This window comes from Xiashengella succiniciproducens (assembly GCF_023674465.1).
Lineage (GTDB): Bacteria > Bacteroidota > Bacteroidia > Bacteroidales > Marinilabiliaceae > Geofilum > Geofilum succiniciproducens.
The window spans coordinates 2,512,200-2,533,760 of sequence record NZ_CP098400.1; the positions used below are offsets into that span (position 1 = coordinate 2,512,200).

The 21,561-nt window shown below is 42.8% G+C and carries 13 protein-coding genes; 6 read left to right on the forward strand and 7 right to left on the reverse strand.

Going from position 1 to position 21,561, the window contains the following annotated elements; translation table 11 throughout:
• Nucleotides 1-15: 15 nt before the first annotated feature.
• Together M9189_RS10405 and M9189_RS10410 are read right to left on the reverse strand one after the other, a co-directional pair.
• Nucleotides 16-4,638 (reverse strand): SusC/RagA family TonB-linked outer membrane protein, encoded by a 4,623-nt coding sequence (locus M9189_RS10405; RefSeq protein WP_250723020.1) that lies wholly within the window; start codon nt 4,636-4,638, stop codon nt 16-18.
• A gap of 744 nt (nt 4,639-5,382) precedes the next feature.
• Nucleotides 5,383-6,768 (reverse strand): IS1380 family transposase, encoded by a 1,386-nt coding sequence (locus tag M9189_RS10410; protein ID WP_250722148.1) that lies wholly within the window; start codon nt 6,766-6,768, stop codon nt 5,383-5,385.
• Nucleotides 6,769-6,934: 166 nt separating this feature from the next.
• Between M9189_RS10410 and M9189_RS10415 the strand changes: the two genes are divergently transcribed.
• From M9189_RS10415 to M9189_RS10440, 6 genes are all read left to right on the forward strand, one after another.
• Nucleotides 6,935-7,948 carry a LacI family DNA-binding transcriptional regulator gene (locus M9189_RS10415; protein WP_250723021.1) on the forward strand — a complete coding sequence of 338 codons (1,014 nt, stop codon included), beginning with the start codon at nt 6,935-6,937 and terminating at the stop codon, nt 7,946-7,948.
• Between the two features lie 383 nt (nt 7,949-8,331).
• On the forward strand, nt 8,332-9,690 hold the full coding sequence (locus tag M9189_RS10420; protein ID WP_250723023.1) for an MFS transporter: 1,359 nt from the start codon (nt 8,332-8,334) through the stop codon (nt 9,688-9,690).
• On the forward strand, nt 9,691-10,338 hold the full coding sequence (gene pgmB / locus M9189_RS10425; protein ID WP_250723025.1) for a beta-phosphoglucomutase: 648 nt from the start codon (nt 9,691-9,693) through the stop codon (nt 10,336-10,338).
• A 10-nt stretch (nt 10,339-10,348) separates the two neighbouring features.
• Nucleotides 10,349-12,667, forward strand: a complete 2,319-nt coding sequence (locus M9189_RS10430; RefSeq protein WP_250723027.1) for a family 65 glycosyl hydrolase domain-containing protein — start codon at nt 10,349-10,351, stop codon at nt 12,665-12,667.
• Nucleotides 12,660-14,519, forward strand: a complete 1,860-nt coding sequence (locus tag M9189_RS10435; protein WP_250723029.1) for a glycoside hydrolase family 13 protein — start codon at nt 12,660-12,662, stop codon at nt 14,517-14,519. Before M9189_RS10430 ends, M9189_RS10435 begins: the two co-directional genes overlap by 8 nt.
• 11 nt (nt 14,520-14,530) lie before the next feature.
• The gene (locus M9189_RS10440) at nt 14,531-15,907 is read left to right on the forward strand and encodes an alpha-amylase family glycosyl hydrolase (protein WP_250723031.1); all 1,377 of its coding nucleotides are present in this window, start codon (nt 14,531-14,533) and stop codon (nt 15,905-15,907) included.
• Between the two features lie 155 nt (nt 15,908-16,062).
• On the opposite strand, the gene M9189_RS10445 is transcribed toward M9189_RS10440, so the two are convergent.
• The 5 genes from M9189_RS10445 to M9189_RS10465 form a co-directional block, all read right to left on the reverse strand.
• A complete protein-coding gene (locus M9189_RS10445; protein WP_250723033.1) occupies nt 16,063-16,539 on the reverse strand; it encodes a Dps family protein in 477 nt (158 codons plus the stop codon).
• Between the two features lie 273 nt (nt 16,540-16,812).
• Nucleotides 16,813-19,083 carry an aconitate hydratase gene (locus M9189_RS10450; protein WP_250723034.1) on the reverse strand — a complete coding sequence of 757 codons (2,271 nt, stop codon included), beginning with the start codon at nt 19,081-19,083 and terminating at the stop codon, nt 16,813-16,815.
• Nucleotides 19,084-19,215: 132 nt separating this feature from the next.
• On the reverse strand, nt 19,216-20,388 hold the full coding sequence (locus tag M9189_RS10455; protein ID WP_250723036.1) for a DegT/DnrJ/EryC1/StrS family aminotransferase: 1,173 nt from the start codon (nt 20,386-20,388) through the stop codon (nt 19,216-19,218).
• Between the two features lie 48 nt (nt 20,389-20,436).
• Nucleotides 20,437-21,012, reverse strand: coding sequence for a sugar transferase (locus M9189_RS10460; RefSeq protein WP_250723038.1), 576 nt, complete (start codon nt 21,010-21,012; stop codon nt 20,437-20,439).
• 4 nt (nt 21,013-21,016) lie between these two features.
• Nucleotides 21,017-21,496, reverse strand: coding sequence for a glycosyltransferase (locus M9189_RS10465; protein ID WP_250723039.1), 480 nt, complete (start codon nt 21,494-21,496; stop codon nt 21,017-21,019).
• Nucleotides 21,497-21,561: the final 65 nt, after the last annotated feature.

The following is a 21,561-nucleotide window of genomic DNA, read 5'->3' on the forward strand; positions in this document are numbered from 1 at the left end:
TTTGATTCGAACTAATTAAAAGCTCAGGTTGATACCAAGCATGAACACCTGAGGACGTGGATAGATGTTATTGTCAACACCACCTTCAACTTCCGGGTCTAAGCCACTGTACTTTGTAATAGTCCAGATATTTTGTGCAGTAAGGCTGACATATGCTGAAAGCCTATCTGTCAGATTCCCAACATTGTATCCGGCAGTAATATTATCCAGTTTAAAAAATGAAGCATTTTCTACGTAGTAGTCACTTGTAAACTGCCTCTTAACAAACTGAGTGTCTTTGTGTGCTCTTGGCATATTCTTCCAGTATCCGATCTGATACATCTGGTCGTAAGATGTTCCTGAAAGAACTCCATTATATACATAGTTACCTATGCTTGCACGACTAGATGCAGAAAGGTCAAATTTTTTGTAGTTAAACCTGAACGAGAATCCAAGCAGATAATCAGGAGCCGGTTTCTTGTAGATATACTTATCCTGATTTTCACCAGCTACACTACCTCCATCACCTGAAAGGTCTGCATACAGACCCTCGATCGGCATGCCTGTAGCTTTGTCATAGATTTGCTTGTTGACAAAGAAAGAATATGGAGCATAACCAACTCTTGAAACCTGGTTATAACCGGTCATAGAACCTCCATACAGAACACCGATGTATGACGGATCATCTGACATCAGCAATTTTGTGATTTCACTCTTATTATATGTCAGATTAAATCCAAGATTAAGTGACATGTGAGATCTTTTGATTGGTATCAGATTAAGAGCGAGTTCAAAACCTTTGTTTTCCAAGCTACCAACGTTAGTAAGCAGCTTGTTTGAGAAGTTACTTCCAGTTGGAATAGCCACCTCATTAATAAGGTCGACAGTTTCACGGTAGTACACATCAAAAGAACCATTAACTCTGTGATCCAGGAATCCAAAGTCTAAACCTATATTTCTGGTTTCTGTTTCCTCCCACTTGATATCAGGATCATATGGATCGGGACGAAGTGTTGGTATATACCTTCCGTTAATATAATAGTATGACCCGGGAGCAGCTTCATTATATAATGGCTGATAAGGATAATCATTGTCAGTAATATCCTGTTGACCGGTAATACCCCAACCCAAACGAAGCTTCAGTTCTGTAAGTCCCTGAATATCCTTCAGGAATCCTTCTTCGTTAATCTTCCATGCCAGTGCCACAGAAGGGAAGATACCCCATCTGTTGTCTTCATCGAAACGGCTTGAACCGTCATTACGGAGAGTGAAAGTAGCCAGATACTTTTCATTGAATGTATAATTCAACCTACCGAAGAAAGACACCAGATAGTTTTCAGTAATATAATTCGAATCCTCTATAGGCTGGTCTGCAGGCATACGGCCAATAGCATAGTTATACCCTTCTCTTTGAAAGTGCTGCCATGAATAACCGGCTGTAACATCTACCGTACTCTTAATGTTAGTAAGATTTGTTACATAATTCAGATAGAAATCTAACAGCTGGTTCTTGTTTGTGCTACCATAGTCAGTAAGACGGCCCCTTGTGGGGTTAGTCAATACTGTTGGAGACGTAATAGGTCTGTTATTATGACCTTCACTCTCAGCATAATCGGTAGCCATATTAAGGTTTGCTCTTAGACCTTCAAGGAATGGAAAACTGTAATCAAACTGAGCATTTGCAATAACACGCTTAACAGTTGACTTGTTATCAATAGCAAGAGCTTGCTCTACAGGGTTGGGAGTACCAAGGTCTGCACCATAGGCTGACCATTGGAAATATCCGTCAAAATTAGGATCGCCATTCTTAACAGGTTGAGTTGGGTCCATACTGAGAGCAGAACCAATAGCTCCCTGATCACCGAAATTATGATTGGTAATCATACCCTTTGCATTAAGGTTTACCTTAAGAGCTTTGTTAAAGAAAGTAGGATTCAAACTCAAAGCACCTGTAAAGCGCTCCATATCAGTGTTTTTGAGAATACCTTCCTGATTGGTATAACCCACTGAAACACGATATGGGAGAAAGTCCCATGCACCTGAGACACTTAGGTTATGATCATGAGTCATTGCAGTCCTGAATATCTCATCCTGCCAGTTGGTATTGAACGAGAATCCAAGCAGATAATCAGGAGCCGGTTTCTTGTAGATATACTTATCCTGATTTTCACCAGCTACACTACCTCCATCACCTGAAAGGTCTGCATACAGACCCTCGATCGGCATGCCTGTAGCTTTGTCATAGATTTGCTTGTTGACAAAGAAAGAATATGGAGCATAACCAACTCTTGAAACCTGGTTATAACCGGTCATAGAACCTCCATACAGAACACCGATGTATGACGGATCATCTGACATCAGCAATTTTGTGATTTCACTCTTATTATATGTCAGATTAAATCCAAGATTAAGTGACATGTGAGATCTTTTGATTGGTATCAGATTAAGAGCGAGTTCAAAACCTTTGTTTTCCAAGCTACCAACGTTAGTAAGCAGCTTGTTTGAGAAGTTACTTCCAGTTGGAATAGCCACCTCATTAATAAGGTCGACAGTTTCACGGTAGTACACATCAAAAGAACCATTAACTCTGTGATCCAGGAATCCAAAGTCTAAACCTATATTTCTGGTTTCTGTTTCCTCCCACTTGATATCAGGATCATATGGATCGGGACGAAGTGTTGGTATATACCTTCCGTTAATATAATAGTATGACCCGGGAGCAGCTTCATTATATAATGGCTGATAAGGATAATCATTGTCAGTAATATCCTGTTGACCGGTAATACCCCAACCCAAACGAAGCTTCAGTTCTGTAAGTCCCTGAATATCCTTCAGGAATCCTTCTTCGTTAATCTTCCATGCCAGTGCCACAGAAGGGAAGATACCCCATCTGTTGTCTTCATCGAAACGGCTTGAACCGTCATTACGGAGAGTGAAAGTAGCCAGATACTTTTCATTGAATGTATAATTCAACCTACCGAAGAAAGACACCAGATAGTTTTCAGTAATATAATTCGAATCCTCTATAGGCTGGTCTGCAGGCATACGGCCAATAGCATAGTTATACCCTTCTCTTTGAAAGTGCTGCCATGAATAACCGGCTGTAACATCTACCGTACTCTTAATGTTAGTAAGATTTGTTACATAATTCAGATAGAAATCTAACAGCTGGTTCTTGTTTGTGCTACCATAGTCAGTAAGACGGCCCCTTGTGGGGTTAGTCAATACTGTTGGAGACGTAATAGGTCTGTTATTATGACCTTCACTCTCAGCATAATCGGTAGCCATATTAAGGTTTGCTCTTAGACCTTCAAGGAATGGAAAACTGTAATCAAACTGAGCATTTGCAATAACACGCTTAACAGTTGACTTGTTATCAATAGCAAGAGCTTGCTCTACAGGGTTGGGAGTACCAAGGTCTGCACCATAGGCTGACCATTGGAAATATCCGTCAAAATTAGGATCGCCATTCTTAACAGGTTGAGTTGGGTCCATACTGAGAGCAGAACCAATAGCTCCCTGATCACCGAAATTATGATTGGTAATCATACCCTTTGCATTAAGGTTTACCTTAAGAGCTTTGTTAAAGAAAGTAGGATTCAAACTCAAAGCACCTGTAAAGCGCTCCATATCAGTGTTTTTGAGAATACCTTCCTGATTGGTATAACCCACTGAAACACGATATGGGAGAAAGTCCCATGCACCTGAGACACTTAGGTTATGATCATGAGTCATTGCAGTCCTGAATATCTCATCCTGCCAGTTGGTATTATATACACCAAGCAAATCCAGGTTGTTGGTACCATAAAGCTCAGGCCTTGAAATAGCTATCTGACGCATCTCATCACCTGAATATACGTCTGTATAGCGAATAGCATTTGATACAGATGTATTGGCAGTATAATTAATTCTCAGAGGAGTACCTTCCTGACCTTGCTTTGTAGTAATCAGAATTACACCATTAGATGCACGTGAACCGTAAATTGCAGTGGCAGAAGCATCCTTAAGAACTGTAAAAGATTCGATATCGTTGGGATTAACAAATGACAGCAGGTTACTGCTTCCACTAACATTCTTATTGTCCAGAGGTACACCGTCAACAATAATCAATGGGTCATTGGATGCATTAAGTGAAGAACCTCCACGAATTCGGATAGTAGCACCAGCACCAGGGGCACCACCGCTATTGGTGATTACAACTCCGGCACTCTTACCCACCAATAGATCCTGGGGAGATACTATTGCACCTTTGTTGAAATCACGTGTGCTAACAACACCAACAGAACCGGTTGCATCGGACTTCTTAACAGAACCGTAACCGATTACCACTACTTCATCAATACCTATTAAACTTGTGGTCAGAGCAACGTTGATAGTAGTAACACCTTGTTCAACTACTCGCTCCTCTGTATCAAAACCAATAAAAGAATATTGCAATACGTCACCTACATTAGCTGTAATACTGTAGGAACCGTCTATCGCAGTTATTGTACCTGTAGTGGAGCCTTTGACAACTACCGCTACACCGGGGAGACCATCTCCCATAGAGGCATCGGTAACTATACCTGACACCCTTGTTTCCTGAGCACTTACCCCCGCCAGGGAGAACCATCCCATCAGGAGTACCAGAAAACTCTGTTTCTTAAAAATCCTATTCATAGAACCTTCATTTAGTTAGTAGTTTTTAATAAAATAAGGTTATAGAGAACTCAATTGCACGTTTGCAAATTTAGCCTCAATAACAGGGATCTTTCCTTATTTTTATCATCGGCAATTACAATCTGAAACCATAAATTACCGCAACAAATATAGCTCAAAAACGCACTATTGCAAACACTATTTAACTCTAATTTTCAGAGTTTTACAACATTTCTTATGCAATCGAAACCGCAAACGTTTGCGGTTTCGATTGCGATATTTTTGTATGTTGTAAAACATGTTTTCGATACTTATCGTACAACACTCCATAAATTATAAGTTATATTAAAACAAATGGACCGACATACTCCTTTCAGCCCTGATACCACAGGACTTACAAGCATTTAGAGATTCTCATTTTTCAATCCCAACTCCTTTCCACATACCATAATGCAGACCTTTTAGAATATTTTTCAATCTTATTAACATTGTGTATTTTTACAATCAAAGGGATAGCAAACAGTAAGTAGATTTCGTATCTTAAACCTAAATTGAGCGATTCGTAATTTCACCTGCCCCCGTCGTCTCACTTGATTTCAAAAAAACGGAAATTTTCTCAGAGGTAGGCTTCTTTCGTGTACTTTTTCAACGAAAATTCAGTTCTGTTTTTCACTCAAACCGAACTTTATCGCATTTTCTATGGGTCTGGACATAAGTCTCCCATTACCACTACGGGTTTACAATCCTGAGGTATGTTGTTCTGCCTTATGCAAACTGAATTTTCGGCGGTGACTGACACCGTTCCCATAACTCTTCAATATTTATCGTTTCATAAATTACTCTGGTGACATTCAGGACAATACTCCTTGCCCTTGAGGTTATCTTGACAGCAAAATCAATAAGCTTTCTTCTGAATGTATTAGGATATACGGTTACCGGAATAACCTCTGCGGTAACATCTTGTTTGTATGCTTCGAAAATAAAGTGTGTAACTACCAGCATAAAATAATAGGCTCTGTTCATTCCAAAGGATTTAAAAGGAAGTTGTTCTCTGGTAGCAAGCTCTTTAATGCTACGATGTATCAACTCGTCGGCTCCTCTTTGGTGTGATTTTCGTATGATGGTATCAGCTTTAAACCACTCATCTCCACCGGATGCCCGAAGCCTTTTGTCAGCGACAGGACAGTTCCCGATATTGGTATAGATGACGCTGTCAGGCTTACCAAATTCCATTACGTACTGCCCGGTATCATCCCGGTGCAATCTGGTAAAAAAGCAACGACGAAACTTGGACCAGGATTTCAACTTGCTGGCAAATTCCGCAAATTGCCAGACTGCTTTATTTTTAGTGATTTTGCCCAAAGTGTCAATGGGTAAAGCCTTTACATATTCAGTAACATCATTGTACAATTTTCCTGTTGTAATGTAATGTATATTAAGCTCTTGCTCGAATATCTCGTACGCTTTCTGATCCGCAAACCCACTATCGGCGCACACCACAATAGGGACTTCTTTGGAGTATCTCTTGCGTATCAGATTTACTATAGAGCGTACCCTGTCGGTGTAATCTGATCCATGATTGGAATGAGCACTTCCTTTTCTAAAGGTCACGTCTATCAGAAACGAGCCCCAGCATATATGAAGTGGCTGAAACCCTTTCTTACGCTTGTAAGTGACCTCGCAACCTTCGCGTTTCGCAGCATCGTCATTATCCAAAACCATGGTGTCAATGCCCAGTTCTATAACTTTGGGTTTGGATATGTGAAGCCTCCAGATAAACAGTTCATTAAGTATCTTATTGAATACCGAGTTTGAAATAACGGACAGCTTCCCAAAAAAACGTTTGACCTGGTGAGAAGAGGCCAATTGGTCGGTCTTGCATTCAAGCAAACATGCATATCCTTCATCCTTTTTACTTTGATCAAAACTGCTTATGGCCATATTTGTGCCATCTATAAAAAATGCAACAATCTGTTTTACAAACTGTTGAAGCTGCAAGCCTTTGCTGTTTCCAGTAAGCAGAGAAGAAACATTACGCGATATTAGCCCATATAAGCCAATTTGCTCAGTGTAGCGAAGAAATAAAGGGAGCCCTCCACGACCAGAAATTTTATTGGTTGTAATGCCGATTTTTGTTATCTTCGTACTCATAAAAGATAGTCTTGTGCACCTAAATGGTGAAGTGTTGTTTTTTTATTTTAATACCTCTAAAATACACATTATCAAGGTTATAAGCAAGCTATCTTTTATTTTTTTTTGTATAAATCGCTCAATATAGGTTAAACTAACTGTTCATTTGGAAATTGAAGTGAAATAAATGAAGCCAACACATATAACTATTAAGGATATAGCAAGAATATTGGGTGTATCTCCGTCCACTGTATCAAGGGCACTTAAGGATCACCCCGACATTAGTGAAGAGACGCGTAATCTTGTTAAAAGCTTTGCTGAAAAAGTTAATTATCGTCCAAACGCTTTAGCTTTAAGTTTGCGTAAGCAGAAGAGCAATACATTGGGTCTTGTAATTCCTGAAATAGTACACCACTTCTTTTCATCAGTAATCAGTGGGATGGAAGATCTGGCATATAGCGAAGGTTATACTCTGATGATCTGCCAGTCTAACGAAAACTACCACAGGGAGCTCATAAATATACAGGCTCTTCTGGACCACAGGGTGGATGGCCTGTTGGTTTCAATTAGCAAGACGACACGTGATTTCGAACACCTTCATAATGCTGTAAACAACGGGATACCTGTAGTATTCTTTGACCGTATATGTGACGAAGTTGAAACAGACAGAGTTGTTACCGATGACTTTGAGGGAGCCCGATTAGCTACCACTCACCTTATTGAATGTGGATGCAGAAACATACTTCACCTCGCCACTACAGAGAACCTGCTAATTGGAAAGAACAGATACCTGGGATACCTCCAGGCGCTTGAAAACCACAATATTCCGTTTAATGAAGAATATGTAATAAAGTGTGACACCCGCGAGGAAGTATATGCTAAAAGAAAGCAGATTCTTGCCCTGGCACCAAAAATTGACGGAGTCTTCGCCGTAAATGACAGTACTGCTATATCAGCTATGCAGGTTCTACAGGAAAATGGCTATCATATCCCAGGCGACATTTCGGTAGTTGGCTTTGGTGATGGTCCCATTGCTACAATTGCGTCTCCCCCACTTACTACTGTTGAGCAAAAAGGCTATGAGATTGGTCGTGAAGCTGTCCGCATGCTGATTCAGCGTCTTGAAAGCCCAAATGCACAGGTAGACTTTCAAACCAGAATAGTACCCCCATCATTAGTTAAGCGAAAATCAACAAAATAAGGAATCCCGAAAACGGTTGCGGAAGTCCCCTGAAAAAAAAATCGTCTTAAGATTACGATTTAACATTTGCTCCGCAATCGATTTCATACAGAGGTTTTGGTCAAATCTCGCCTTAGGAGATATATTGACATGCAATATAATTATATACATCGGTGTGTTTTTAGCATATATTTGCTCTTGTAACAGGGTATTTTCGTTATTTATCATTTCTTATCCCCTCCAGTCAGTCGGGATGTACCGCATTTACAATCAAAAAAATCATACTTTACTGTAGGGTTCCTGCATTTACAGAGATGTAATTCTCGTGTAATGCGAACTTATTGTATAGGTAGACGATGTCGCAATGCGTCTGCAAGAATTATGGTAAACAAAAACATACAACAATGAGGAATCTGCCTGCTCTGTCTAACAGACAAATCTGGAATATGAGCATAGGCTTTCTGGGCATACAGTTTGGTTTCGCCCTTCAGAATGCCAATGCCAGCCGCATACTCCAAAACTTTGGTGCTGATATCGAACAGCTCTCATGGTTCTGGCTTGCAGCACCCCTGACCGGAATGCTAATACAACCCATTGTTGGTCACTATAGTGACCGTACATGGACGCGCCTTGGAAGGCGTCGTCCCTATTTCCTTTTCGGGGCAATATTTGCTGCACTGGCACTCATATTCATGCCCAACTCAGGATCACTTGCAGTAATCATCCCTCCGATGTTCATCGGAGCAGGTATGTTGATGATAATGGATGCTTCTTTTAATATTTCTATGGAACCATTCAGGGCACTGGTAGCAGACAAACTGCCAGATCATCAGCAGACCAAAGGCTTCTCGGTACAGACAACCCTTATCGGGATTGGTGCCGTACTGGGCTCTCTGATTACATATATAATGGCCGAGTGGCTAGGTGTGTCAAAGGTAGCTGAAGATGGTGGGGTACCTCAAAACGTGATATTATCCTTCTATGTAGGTGCCACTGTGCTTATTGCAGCGATACTATGGACAGTATTTACAACCAAGGAATACTCTCCGGCAGAACTTAAGGAGTATGGTGTAGATGTAGAGCAAAAAGATGAGAACAGAAAAACAGGACTGCTGCAAATCTTCAAGGACTTCGGTGCCATGCCCAAGACGATGAAACAACTTGGTGTGGTTCAGTTTTTCTCCTGGCTCGCACTATACGGGATGTGGGTATTCACGACTCCAGCTATTGCGCAGCATGTATATGGTGTTGAAGCTGGTGACAGTTCTTCCCCACTGTACAATGAGGCAGCAAACTGGGTAGGAATTCTCTTCGGGGTGTATAATGGTGTTGCAGCGATTTTTGCCTTTGCACTACCGGTTATAGCAAAGAAGGTAGGAAGAAAAAATACCCACGCTATTTCTTTGACAATTGGTGCATTGGGCATGCTTTCAATAGCAGTTATTAAAGACCCAATGCTGTTGTTGCTCTCAATGGTCGGAATTGGTGTGGCCTGGGCAAGTATCCTGTCAATGCCTTACGCAATACTGGCCGGATCACTACCCGCATCAAAGTACGGAATCTACATGGGTCTTTTCAACTTCTTTATTACCCTGCCACAGGTGGTCAATGGCATCTTCGGTGGACCGGTTGTCAAGCGTCTGTTTGACTCACAAGCTATTTACGCTCTTGTGATAGCCGGAGTAAGCCTTTTGCTTGCAGCTGCCTCAGTAAGGTTTGTTGAAGACAAATTCGATAAATACAACACTGATAAACAACGATAAATGATTAAAGCGTGTCTGTTTGATCTGGACGGAGTGATAGTTGATACCGCCAAGTACCATTATATAGCATGGAAGGAATTGGCAGCCGAACTCGGCTTTGAGTTTACCGAAAAGGATAATGAAAGGCTCAAAGGGGTCAGCCGCATGGCTTCCCTTGACATACTCCTTTCAATTGGTGGGATCACAAAGACGGAGAAAGAGAAAGATTTACTAGCCCAAAGGAAGAACGAACGTTACGTCTCCCTGATATCACAAATGGAAGCTGACGAGATTCTGCCTGGAGCAAAAGAGTTCCTTACTGCCTGCCGCAAGACCGGAATAGCAACGGCATTAGGTTCGGCAAGCAAAAATGCAATGATCATTCTGGAACGCTTAAAGCTCAATGACCTTTTTGATGTGATAATAGATGGAACCCACACCACCAAAGCCAAACCAGACCCGGAGGTTTTTTTACTGGGAGCTGCTGCACTCAGGGTAGAACCAGAACATTGCGTGGTGTTTGAAGATGCCGAAGCAGGAATCGAAGCAGCCCTTGCAGCAGGCATGAAGTGTGTGGGGATTGGCTCTTCTGAAGTATTAGGCAAGGCAAACCTTGTAATAGCCGGACTTCATCAGATGAGCCTTGAAAAATTAAAAGATCTCCAATAAGAAGCTTAATATGACAAGACAATATTTGAAATTTGATGAGTGGAAGGTAATTGAGGAGGGATTTGACCCCAAGCACCACAAGGCATCAGAGAGTATCTTCAGCCTTGGAAACGGGAGAATGGGGCAACGCGCCAATTTTGAGGAACAATATGGCGGAAGCACTCTTCAAGGAAGCTACATCGCAGGGATCTACTATCCGGATAAAACAAGGGTAGGTTGGTGGAAAAACGGCTATCCAGAGTATTTTGCAAAAGTTATCAACTCACCAAACTGGATAGGGATTAATGTCGAAGTAGAAGGAGAACAACTAGACCTTGCTGTGTGCAGTACTGAGGACTTTGTTCGTGTACTTGATATGCAGCAGGGGACCCTCAGCCGTTCCTTTGTTGCTACCCTTGGCAACGGGAAAAAGATCAAGGTAAGCACAACACGATTTCTTAGTATGACAGAGCCCGACTGTGGCTTGATAAGATATTCTGTGACCCCACTTAATTTCTCAGGCAATATAGTGTTTGACGCATATATTGATGGTGATGTTAAGAATGAGGACTCAAACTACAATGAGAAATTCTGGAATATCCTTGAGACAAGTGCAGGACAATCAGGTGCAGCTTTGCTGGCTCAGACCAAGAAGTTGGACTTCAGGGTAGGATATGCAATGAGATGGGATATTAACACTAAAGATATCCAGGTCTTAGCAAAACATGCTACCAAGAGGGTCGGAAACCAAATCAAGGTCTCAGTAAAACAGGATCAGGAAATTGTATTACACAAATACGTTGGGATTGTTAGTTCACTAAACCACCCATACGAAGCCCTATTACAAAAGGCTGCTGAAAAAGCCGAATATGCAAAACAAAAAGGCTTTGAGGCAATGTTGAAGGCTCATGTAAACCACTGGGCCAACATCTGGATCCACAGCGATATAAAGATTGAAGGTGATGTTGCTGCACAACAGGGCATCAGGTTCAACATCTTCCATCTCAACCAGACCTATACTGGTGATGACGAACGTCTGAATATAGGTCCAAAGGGTTTTACAGGAGAGAAATACGGTGGTACAACATACTGGGACACTGAAGCCTATTGCATCCCATTCTTTATTGCAACAGCCCCCACAAGTGTCACCCGTAACCTCCTGATATACCGTTACAAGCATCTTCAAAAGGCTATAGAAAATGCCCAAAAGCTTGGCTTCACCAATGGGGCAGCTCTCTATCCAATGGTAACTATTAATGGTGAAGAATGCCACAACGAATGGGAAATCACTTTTGAAGAAATACACAGAAATGGTGCAATAGCCTTTGCAATATTTAATTACATACGCCATACAGAGGACTATGCATACCTCGAAGAGTACGGGCTTGAAGTTCTAATTGGAATTGCAAGGTTCTGGGCTCAAAGAGTCAACTGGTCTGTTGAGAAGAAGAAGTTCGTTATACTGGGTGTAACCGGTCCAAATGAATACGAAAACAACGTAAATAATAACTGGTACACCAACAAGATGGCCGTATGGTGTATGAAATACGCCGCAGAGTCTGTCGAAAGGGTTAAGAATAGTAATCCTGCCCGCTACAAAGAGATCATTGACAAGACCAATTTTGATGCCGCGTCTGAAACAGCTGAATGGAAGAACATAGTTGACAATATGTACTTCCCGTACAATGAGGAATTACAGGTTTTCATGCAACAGGATGGGTATATGGACAAGCTTCAGCTGACAGCATCTGATATTCCTTTGGCAGAAAGGCCTATTAACCAGCACTGGTCATGGGACCGTATCCTACGTTCATGTTTCATAAAGCAGGCTGACACCCTGCAGGGCATCTATGTCTTCGAAGACGAATACGACACCGAAACCATACGCCGACACTTCAACTTTTACGAGCCTCGTACCGTACATGAATCTTCGCTGTCACCTTGTGTTCACACCATATTGGCAGCCCGTATAGCCAAGTTGGACAAGGCCTATGAGATGTATCTGCGCACCAGTCGTCTTGATCTTGACGATTACAACCGTGAGGTACACGAAGGCTTGCATATAACCAGCATGGCCGGAACCTGGATGTCAATAGTTGAAGGCTTTGGCGGTAAGCGTGTTCAAAACGGCAATCTACTTGTTAATCCTATAATACCCGTACAATGGAATTCATACTCTTTCCGAATCAGATTCAAGGAAAGCGATATGGAAATAAGGGTTACCCAAAAGGAAGTTTCAATTAGTTCCCACTCCGACAAAACTATCGAACTGTATGTGTACAGCGAAAAGGTAGTTGTGAAGCCCGGAGAGTCTAAAGTTGTTGCACTAAAACCGGATTACTATGCATAAAAGAAAACTGACCGGACTACTATTGATCGTAACAATGGTCATGTTTTGCGCCTCTCTAAAGGCGCAAAAGCCGGAGCGAATCGAACCGCCATCCTGGTGGATTGGATTCCAGGAACCCAAGGTACAACTCCTTGTTTACGGTAAGGATATTTCCACCCTTAAACCTTCAATAACTTATCCGGGAGTAAGCCTTGAGAGGGTTATATTGGTGGAAAATCCCAACTACCTTTTCCTCGACCTAAGCATCAGTCCTGAAGCAAAACCAGGGAAAGTCGAAATTGCCTTCAAAAAAGGCACTAAGACAATTTCCAAGGGAAGTATCGATCTGAAGGAACGGGAAAAGGGTTCTGCGCAGCGCGAAGGTTTTAACCAAAGCGATGCTATCTATCTGATAATGCCTGACCGCTTTGCAAATGCAATAACTGATAATGATGCAGTTGCTGGAATGCGTGAAGGCCTTAACCGTCAGGATCCATACGGTCGCCATGGAGGCGACCTGGAGGGTATCAGACAGCACCTTGACTACGTTCAAAGTTTAGGATTTACGTCCATATGGCTTAATCCAGTACTTGAAAATGACCAGCCGGAATCATCTTACCATGGTTATGCTATTACTGACTTCTACAAAGTTGATCCCAGATTTGGTAGGAATGAAGACTACAAGAAGTTTGTTGATGATTGCCGCAGCCGGGGTATCAAGGTGATTATGGACATGGTATTCAATCACTGCGGTAGCATGCACTGGTGGATGAATGATCTGCCTGAAAAGGACTGGATCAATGTATTCCCTGAATACACCCCAAGCAACTACCGTCTGAGTACTGTGGCCGATCCATATGCTGCAAAGGCTGACATCGAACTGACAACCAGGGGTTGGTTTGCTACCGCAATGCCTGACCTGAATCTGCAAAATGAGTTGATGAAGAATTATATGATCCAAAACTCAATTTGGTGGATAGAGTACTCAGGCCTGCAAGGCATCAGGATGGATACTTATCCATATCCAGACAAGCATGGTATGGCGGACTGGATCCTGCGTCTAAAAAAGGAATATCCCGACTTCTCTGTAGTTGGTGAAACATGGATTACACAGGCTTCAAAACTGGTGTACTGGCAAAAGGATTTTCCTAACAAGGACGGTTATAATTCCCACCTTGAATACCTGATGGACTTCCCTATGGCTGATGCACTGACCAGGGCCTTCAATGAAGGTGAGGGATGGGATACCGGACTTCAACGTCTCTATGATGTACTTGCTGATGACCACCTCTACCGGTATCCGTTAAACATGGTTGTCTTTGCCGAAAACCATGATATGGGACGTATGGCTCATTTCTATGGTGGAGACCTAAGAAAGATGAAGATGGCAGCTGCCTTTGTAGCAACAGTAAGGGGTATTCCACAGTGGTATTATGGTAGCGAACTCCTTATGGAAGGTGATGGAGCCAAATCACACGGGGCAATACGTCAGGACTTCCCTGGCGGATGGCCTGGTGATCAGATCAATGCCTTCACAAAAGAAGGAAGAACAGACAGCCAAAATGAGATGGTCAACTACCTGAGTGCACTATTCCAATACCGAAAGGCAAGCAAAGTACTGCACGAAGGCAACACCCTGCACTTCGTACCCCTGAATGAAGTCTATGTATACTTCAGGTACCTTGGTGATGAAGCTGTGATGGTGATGATGAACAATAACGACAGTCACGACCGCATGGTTGATATGTCACGATTTGAAGAGATCCTTAAAAACTACGGTTCAGGAACCGAGGTGGTAACAGGTCAGAAATATAACCTTGATACCATTACTGTTCCGGCTAAATCAGCATTAATTATCGAACTGCACAAATAACCAGATTCAAGATGTTTAGATTAAAATCCCCAATTTATCTGTTAAGTGTGCTGCTGCTCATGGTCTCATGCGGACCCGGGCAGAACAAAGGGCAGGCTGAAACCCGGGCCTTGGATGACAAGGCCCGGTTAGCCCCCTGGGCATACAATGCCGTGATCTATGAGGTAAACCTTCGTCAGTATACTCCCGAAGGTACCTTTGAGGCATTTTCAAACCACTTACCTCGTCTAAAAGACCTAGGTGTTGACATATTATGGTTGATGCCAATACATCCAATAGGTGAGGAAAACCGCAAGGGAACCCTTGGCTCCTATTATTCAATCAGGGACTACAAAGGTGTTAACCCGGAATATGGAACCATCGATGACTTTAGGGCACTGGTTACAAAAGCTCACGAACTTGGTCTAAAGGTGATAATCGACTGGGTTGCCAACCACAGCTCCTGGGACAATGCATGGGTATTCGAGCATCCCGATTGGTATGCAAAGGATTCGCTGGGCAATATGTATGCACCCTTCGACTGGACAGATGTGGTTCAGTTTGATTATTCCAATCAGGGACTGCGTGATGCTATGAAGGAAGCAATGATTTACTGGGTAAGAGAAGCCGATATTGACGGTTTCAGATGTGATGTGGCCGGTATGGTTCCCGTTGATTTCTGGGAATCTGCCAGAGAAGCGCTGGACAGCATCAAACCGGTATTTATGCTTGCTGAAGATGAAGATGTAAGTGCTCTTCTGGAAAAGGCTTTCAACAGCAACTATGGATGGAGCTTCCACCATCATATGAACAAAATAGCTCAGGGTAGTGAAAAGGTTTCAGACCTGATGACCTGGTTTGCCAACTATAGCACAAAAGTCCCTGAAGGAGCCTTCCAGATGCACTTTACAAGCAACCACGATGAGAACAGTTGGAACGGTACGGCATTCGAACGTATGGGTAAAGCATACAAGACAATGGCTGTCCTCACCTTTACGGTTGAAGGTATGCCACTAATCTATAGCGGTCAGGAAGCCGGACTCAACAGGAGACTTGAGTTCTTCGAAAAGGATCAGATCGATTGGAGTGACCTTTCGATGAGCACCTTCTACAAGGAACTTATCAGGTTGAAGAAGGAAAATGAGGCCCTGTGGAATGGAAACCACGGTGGTAAGATAGAATTGATAGCCACCGACCGTCCTGAAGAAGTACTTATGTTCACACGTAGGTCAGGCAGTAACCAGGTAGTTGCAGTATTCAACCTGTCAGGTAATGAAGTTGAAGTTAGTGCTGAAACTACTATAAGTGGTCAATATCCTGATTTCTTTACCGGTAATATAGTATCCCTTCCACTCAAAGGATTCAGCCTGAACCCATGGGAGTACAGAATAATTAGTATTCAGGAATAAAGAATACAGATATCAAACGAGAAACAACATCTCGTATTGACGAAGCCTGGTAAAACTGCACAATCATCAATATCTATAATTTTTATCGTAGCAATAATGCAAAAGAGGTTGTCCAATTAAGGGCAACCTCTTTTGTGCTTTAAAAACTCTACAGATTACTTCATATAAGCACGAAGCATCCAAACCAGTTTTTCCTGTTCAGAAATATACTCTGTAAGCATAGTCAGGGTACCCTCATCTTCAGCTGCCTGAGCCAGAGGAATAGCCTGACGTTCAAGCTTGATAAGCACTGCAATATTATCAAGAGTAGTAGATACAGTAGTTTCAGCATCTGTAAGGTTCTTTGCAGGCTTTACAGTACTTGTTGCAAGGTAGTCCTCAAAAGTGTGCAGTGGAGCACCTCCAACAGTTAAGATACGCTCAGCTATTGCGTCAATCTTTTCAACGGCATCATTATAAAGCTCTTCAAACTTAGCATGGAGCTCAAAGAATGTCGCACCCTTAATGTTCCAGTGAAAACCACGAAGGTTTTGATAATATACCTGATAGTTTGCCAATAGCTCATTCAGTTTGTCTACAACCTGAGCAGTCTCCTTTTCCTTCAATCCTAAAATTTCTGTTACCTTCTTCATATTCTTCAAGTTTGTGACCTGTCTCGGGCACAGGTCTGATTTTGTCTCTTAGTTTGGTTTAGTATGGTTTACCTTTATTTGATAACCTGTACCAAAGATAAAATAAATTAACGTTTGGGTCAAATAGGTTCATTTTATTATCCATAGATTTTGACTATAGAAGAAGGATATAATCCTTTATCAGAAACTAGTGCTAATACGCAAAATGTAAAAAGCAGAACAGGGGCAGCGCCGGTAGGCACTGCCCCTGTTATCAACGAACTCTCAAAGTTCTTATTTATTCTGCTGCTGCAGCTTAATCAGATTCAGTGCCGAGCCGGCTCTAAACCATTCAATTTGCTGCTTATTGTAAGTGTGGTTGACCTTGACGGTTTCCTTGCTACCATCAGCATGAACCAGTTCCATAGTCAAGGGCTTCTCAGGTGCAAAATCCTTCAGATCTACAATATTGATTGTATCATCTTCCTGAATCTTGTCATAGTCGGCCTCATTTGCAAAGGTCAGTGCAAGCATACCCTGTTTCTTGAGGTTTGTCTCATGGATACGGGCAAAACTCTTGACCAGAACCACTCTTACCCCAAGGTGACGTGGTTCCATCGCAGCATGTTCACGCGAGGACCCTTCTCCATAGTTGTGGTCCCCCACCACTATACTACCAATGCCGGCAGCCTTGTACTGACGTTGTACCACAGGTACACTTTCATACTTACCTGTCAACTGATTCTTGACCTTATCAGTAGCATCATTGAAGTAGTTGACTGCACCGGTGAGCAGGTTGTTAGAAATATTATCGAGGTGTCCTCTATACTTAAGCCATGGACCAGCCATAGAAATATGGTCTGTTGTACACTTGCCCTTGGCCTTGATAAGGAGCTTCAGACCCATAAAGTTCTCTCCGTCCCAGGGCGCAAACGGTTCAAGCAATTGCAGTCTATCAGACTTGGGGTCAACCTTAACTTCTATCTTGCTACCATCCTCAGCAGGAGCAACATAACCGGCATCTTCAACTGCAAAACCTCTTGGTGGCAGGTCCAGTCCTTTCGGTTCATCAAGTTTCACTGCAACACCATCCTCATTGATTAGAGTATCGGTCACAGGATTAAAAGTAAGGTCTCCTGCAATTGCGAAGGCAGTTACGATCTCAGGTGAAGCTACAAAAGCATGAGTATTGGGGTTACCATCGTTACGCTTTGCAAAGTTGCGGTTGAACGAAGTAATGATAGAATTGCGTCGTGTGGGATCATTGGTATGTCGAGCCCATTGTCCGATACATGGACCGCATGCATTTGCAAGTACCACTCCGCCAATCTTGTAGAAATCATCTAAAAAACCATCTCTTTCTACAGTATAGCGTACCTGCTCAGATCCCGGGGTAATTGTAAACTCAGACTTTACTTTAAGTCTTTTCTCACTGGCCTGGCGAGCAACTGACGCAGCTCTTGAGATATCCTCATAGGAGGAGTTGGTACATGAACCAATCAGTCCAACTTCAAGCTGACTGGGCCAGTTATTCTTTTTAACCTCTTCGGCAAACTTTGAAAGAGGTGTCGCCCTGTCAGGAGTAAAGGGACCATTTATATGTGGCTCGAGTTCCGACAGGTTGATTTCTATTACCTGATCAAAATACTTCTCAGGATTAGCATATACCTCCGGATCTCCTGTCAGGTGATGGCTGACAGCATCAGCCATTTTTGCAATCTCTTCCCTACCTGTACCAATAAGGTATTCTGTCATCTTCTGATCATATCCGAAAGTAGATGTAGTAGCACCAATTTCTGCTCCCATATTACAGATAGTACCCTTACCGGTAGCTGACAGACTTAATGCCCCATCACCAAAATACTCAAGTATGGCACCTGTTCCTCCCTTAACGGTAAGAATACCAGCCACCTTAAGGATTACGTCCTTTGCAGAAGTCCAACCGCTCAAACGTCCTGTCAATTTAACACCTATCAGTTTAGGAAATTTAAGTTCCCATGGCATTCCTGCCATTACATCGACGGCATCGGCGCCACCGACGCCGATGGCTATCATGCCCAGACCACCTGCATTAACAGTGTGTGAGTCTGTACCTATCATCATTCCACCGGGGAATGCATAATTTTCAAGTACAACCTGATGAATAATACCGGCACCCGGCTTCCAGAAACCTATTCCGTATTTATTTGATACCGAAGCAAGAAAATCAAAAACCTCTTTGCTTGTGTTAAGAGCTGATTTTAGGTCAGCTGCAGCTCCATCCTTTGCAAGGATTAGGTGGTCGCAGTGAACAGTGGATGGAACTGCAACCTTGCTACGTCCGGCTTGCATAAACTGCAGAAGGGCCATCTGTGCAGTAGCATCCTGCATAGCTACTCTGTCGGGTGCAAAATCAACATAAGATTTTCCCCTCTCATAGGCCTTGTCCGGGAGTTCTCCCGAAAGGTGTGCATACAGAATCTTTTCGGTCAAGGTCAATGGTCGGTTCAATAGCTTCCTGGTTTTGTCAACCTTCTCGCCAAAGCCGGCATAAACCTTGCGAATCATGTCAATATCGAATGCCATAGTGTAATATATGTTATCTGATTAAAACTTAAATCTACTAAACTGTAGATATATTAACAGTTGCAAACCCTCTTTTGTTCTCTGATATAATGAACGATTAAACCAGAGCTTGTGAAAATTTGCGTAACAGTCTTAGCTAAGTAGTTTTTTTACAGTATCCACGATATAAGCTTGTTCATCTTTTGTCAGTCCTGGATATATCGGTAAACTGACAGTGCCTTGCCATGTGCGCTCAGCATTTGGAAAGTCTTGCTCACTTAGCTTGTAGGTCTCACGATAATATTTCAATCTAAAGAGCGGTTTGTAATGAACAGAGGTTCCTATGCCTGCCTCCGACATAAGCTCAATAAACTTATTTCTGGAAATAGGTGCATTGCTATTGAGTACCAAGGGGAAGAGGTGCCATGCATGCTCCTTCTTTTTCACATGAGTAAGGGGCAGGTCCAATGCCTTGCAATCTGCAAGTTCGGTTAAGTAAAACTCCGCAATCTTCATCCTTTCTTCCCTGAAAGCATCACCTTGCTCAAGCTGAGCCAGACCTATAGCTGCATTCAAATCAGGCATATTATATTTAAATCCTGGAGCCACCACATCATATTCCCACGAAGGCTTATCAGAGGTAAAACGATCCCATACATCTCTGTCAATACCATGGAGACGCATTATCTTGACCCTGCGATACAGCTCCTCATCCTCCGTAGTCAACATACCTCCCTCACCGGTAGTAATTGTCTTATTGGCATAGAAACTAAAGCAGGTAATATCTCCAAAACTTCCTACCATTCGGCCATTGATGGAAGCAGGGAAGGCATGGGCTGCATCTTCAAGAATCTTTATTCCACGTTTCCTGCAAATATCAAGGATGCCTGATCCATTACTGTTGACCATTTCTGCCGGGTGACCACCGAAATGCACTATCACCAGGTACTTGACATCAGGATACTGCTTAATTCCTTCTTCAAGAATGGCAGGAGTGATAAGAGAAGTGCCGTATTCCACATCAAGAAGGACAGGGTGGGCATTCATATATCTCACAACTTCAGCGGAAGCTGTGAAGGTCATTGCAGGAACAAAGACCTTGTCACCCGCCTTTACACCCAGTGCATCCAGTCCAAGGTGAAGGGCAGCGGTACAGCTGTTAACTGCACAGGCATAACGTGCTCCCACCCTCTCAGCGAAGAGTTCTTCAAACCTGCGGGCTTTAGAGGCAGTAGTCAGCCATCCGCTTTCGATAACCTCGGTAATATACTTTAGTTCATTGCCTTTGCATGAAACTTTTGCAAAGGGAATCTTTAGATTGCTCATTATATGTATTATAAGTAATGGTCAGTATTAGCACAGCCACTATGGCTGTTAAAAGATGGTCCTGAAAATTATCCTGATGTCGCCAAGTAAACTATGGTTTCTTACATAGTCCTCGTAAAGATCCAGTTTACGGGGCAGTACCATATCTCTGTAAGTCTCTTCCGGGTCTGTGGATGCTGCAAGAATTTCCTCTTCATTTCTAAACTCCAATGAAGCATTGTCGGTAATTCCAGGCCTAATGCTATGCACAAAACGCCATCGTTCTGGATAGGCTTCCACCCATTTCTGAACTTCTGGCCTGGGGCCAACAAGTGACATATCACCAATAAGGACGTTCCACAATTGGGGCAGTTCGTCAAGCTTTGTCTTCCTGAGCATCCTTCCAATGCGGGTCACCCTACGTGTGTTGCCTGCATCAAAACTGCCTTCAGCTGCAGCTTTGCTGACGCTCATCGAGCGAAACTTGTAAATCCTGAACAGGCGCCCTCCTTTTCCTACCCTCTTCTGTGCAAAGAAAACTGGAAATCCGGAATCCACAACAACAGCCACTACCAGTGCAAGGAGTACCGGTAATAGTACCAGCAGCCCAAAGCAGGAAGCAACAATATCAAAGCATCTTTTCATTTATCTAAAGGGACTTTAAATAGACGTACAACTTTCCGATCTGGTTGGGCCTGTTGAATGTGGTTTGAGCCAGTTCGATTCCCCTCGCCCTGATCTCATCTATAGAGGATGTGGCAAACTCCCGGATATTGGCTTCAAGCTGCTTCATATCAGTAGGGTGGTTGACCCATCCCAATTTGTTTTCCTGAATTATCCTGGCTCCCTCACCTTCTCCTGAAAAGATTATAGGGAGTCCGGCTGCCATAGCCTCATAAATCTTAGATGGTACAGCACCATAGATATTCTTGGTAAGGGGGATCAGGGCGGCATCGTAGCGTTTGAGCATTGCCGGAATCTCTTCGCGTTTTACAACGCCATTGTAAACGATGCCCCTGTCCGGGTTACGCGAAATAAACTCCATAATATCTTCCTTCTCCGCTCCTGCTCCGAAGATATGAAACTCAAGTCCAAGCTTTCCGAAGTCTACAGACTTACATATATTCAACCTATATTGAGCGATTTATACAAAAAAAAATAAAAGATAGCTTGCTTATAACCTTGATAATGTGT

Bases quoted from the DNA above. Each gene is read 5' to 3' on its own strand.
- M9189_RS10405 (WP_250723020.1), bottom strand. From the start codon at position 4,638: ATGAATAGGATTTTTAAGAAACAGAGTTTTCTGGTACTCCTGATGGGA.
- M9189_RS10410 (WP_250722148.1), bottom strand. From the start codon at position 6,768: ATGAGTACGAAGATAACAAAAATCGGCATTACAACCAATAAAATTTCT.
- M9189_RS10415 (WP_250723021.1), top strand. From the start codon at position 6,935: ATGAAGCCAACACATATAACTATTAAGGATATAGCAAGAATATTGGGT.
- M9189_RS10420 (WP_250723023.1), top strand. From the start codon at position 8,332: ATGAGGAATCTGCCTGCTCTGTCTAACAGACAAATCTGGAATATGAGC.
- pgmB (WP_250723025.1), top strand. From the start codon at position 9,691: ATGATTAAAGCGTGTCTGTTTGATCTGGACGGAGTGATAGTTGATACC.
- M9189_RS10430 (WP_250723027.1), top strand. From the start codon at position 10,349: ATGACAAGACAATATTTGAAATTTGATGAGTGGAAGGTAATTGAGGAG.
- M9189_RS10435 (WP_250723029.1), top strand. From the start codon at position 12,660: ATGCATAAAAGAAAACTGACCGGACTACTATTGATCGTAACAATGGTC.
- M9189_RS10440 (WP_250723031.1), top strand. From the start codon at position 14,531: ATGTTTAGATTAAAATCCCCAATTTATCTGTTAAGTGTGCTGCTGCTC.
- M9189_RS10445 (WP_250723033.1), bottom strand. From the start codon at position 16,539: ATGAAGAAGGTAACAGAAATTTTAGGATTGAAGGAAAAGGAGACTGCT.
- M9189_RS10450 (WP_250723034.1), bottom strand. From the start codon at position 19,083: ATGGCATTCGATATTGACATGATTCGCAAGGTTTATGCCGGCTTTGGC.
- M9189_RS10455 (WP_250723036.1), bottom strand. From the start codon at position 20,388: ATGAGCAATCTAAAGATTCCCTTTGCAAAAGTTTCATGCAAAGGCAAT.
- M9189_RS10460 (WP_250723038.1), bottom strand. From the start codon at position 21,012: ATGAAAAGATGCTTTGATATTGTTGCTTCCTGCTTTGGGCTGCTGGTA.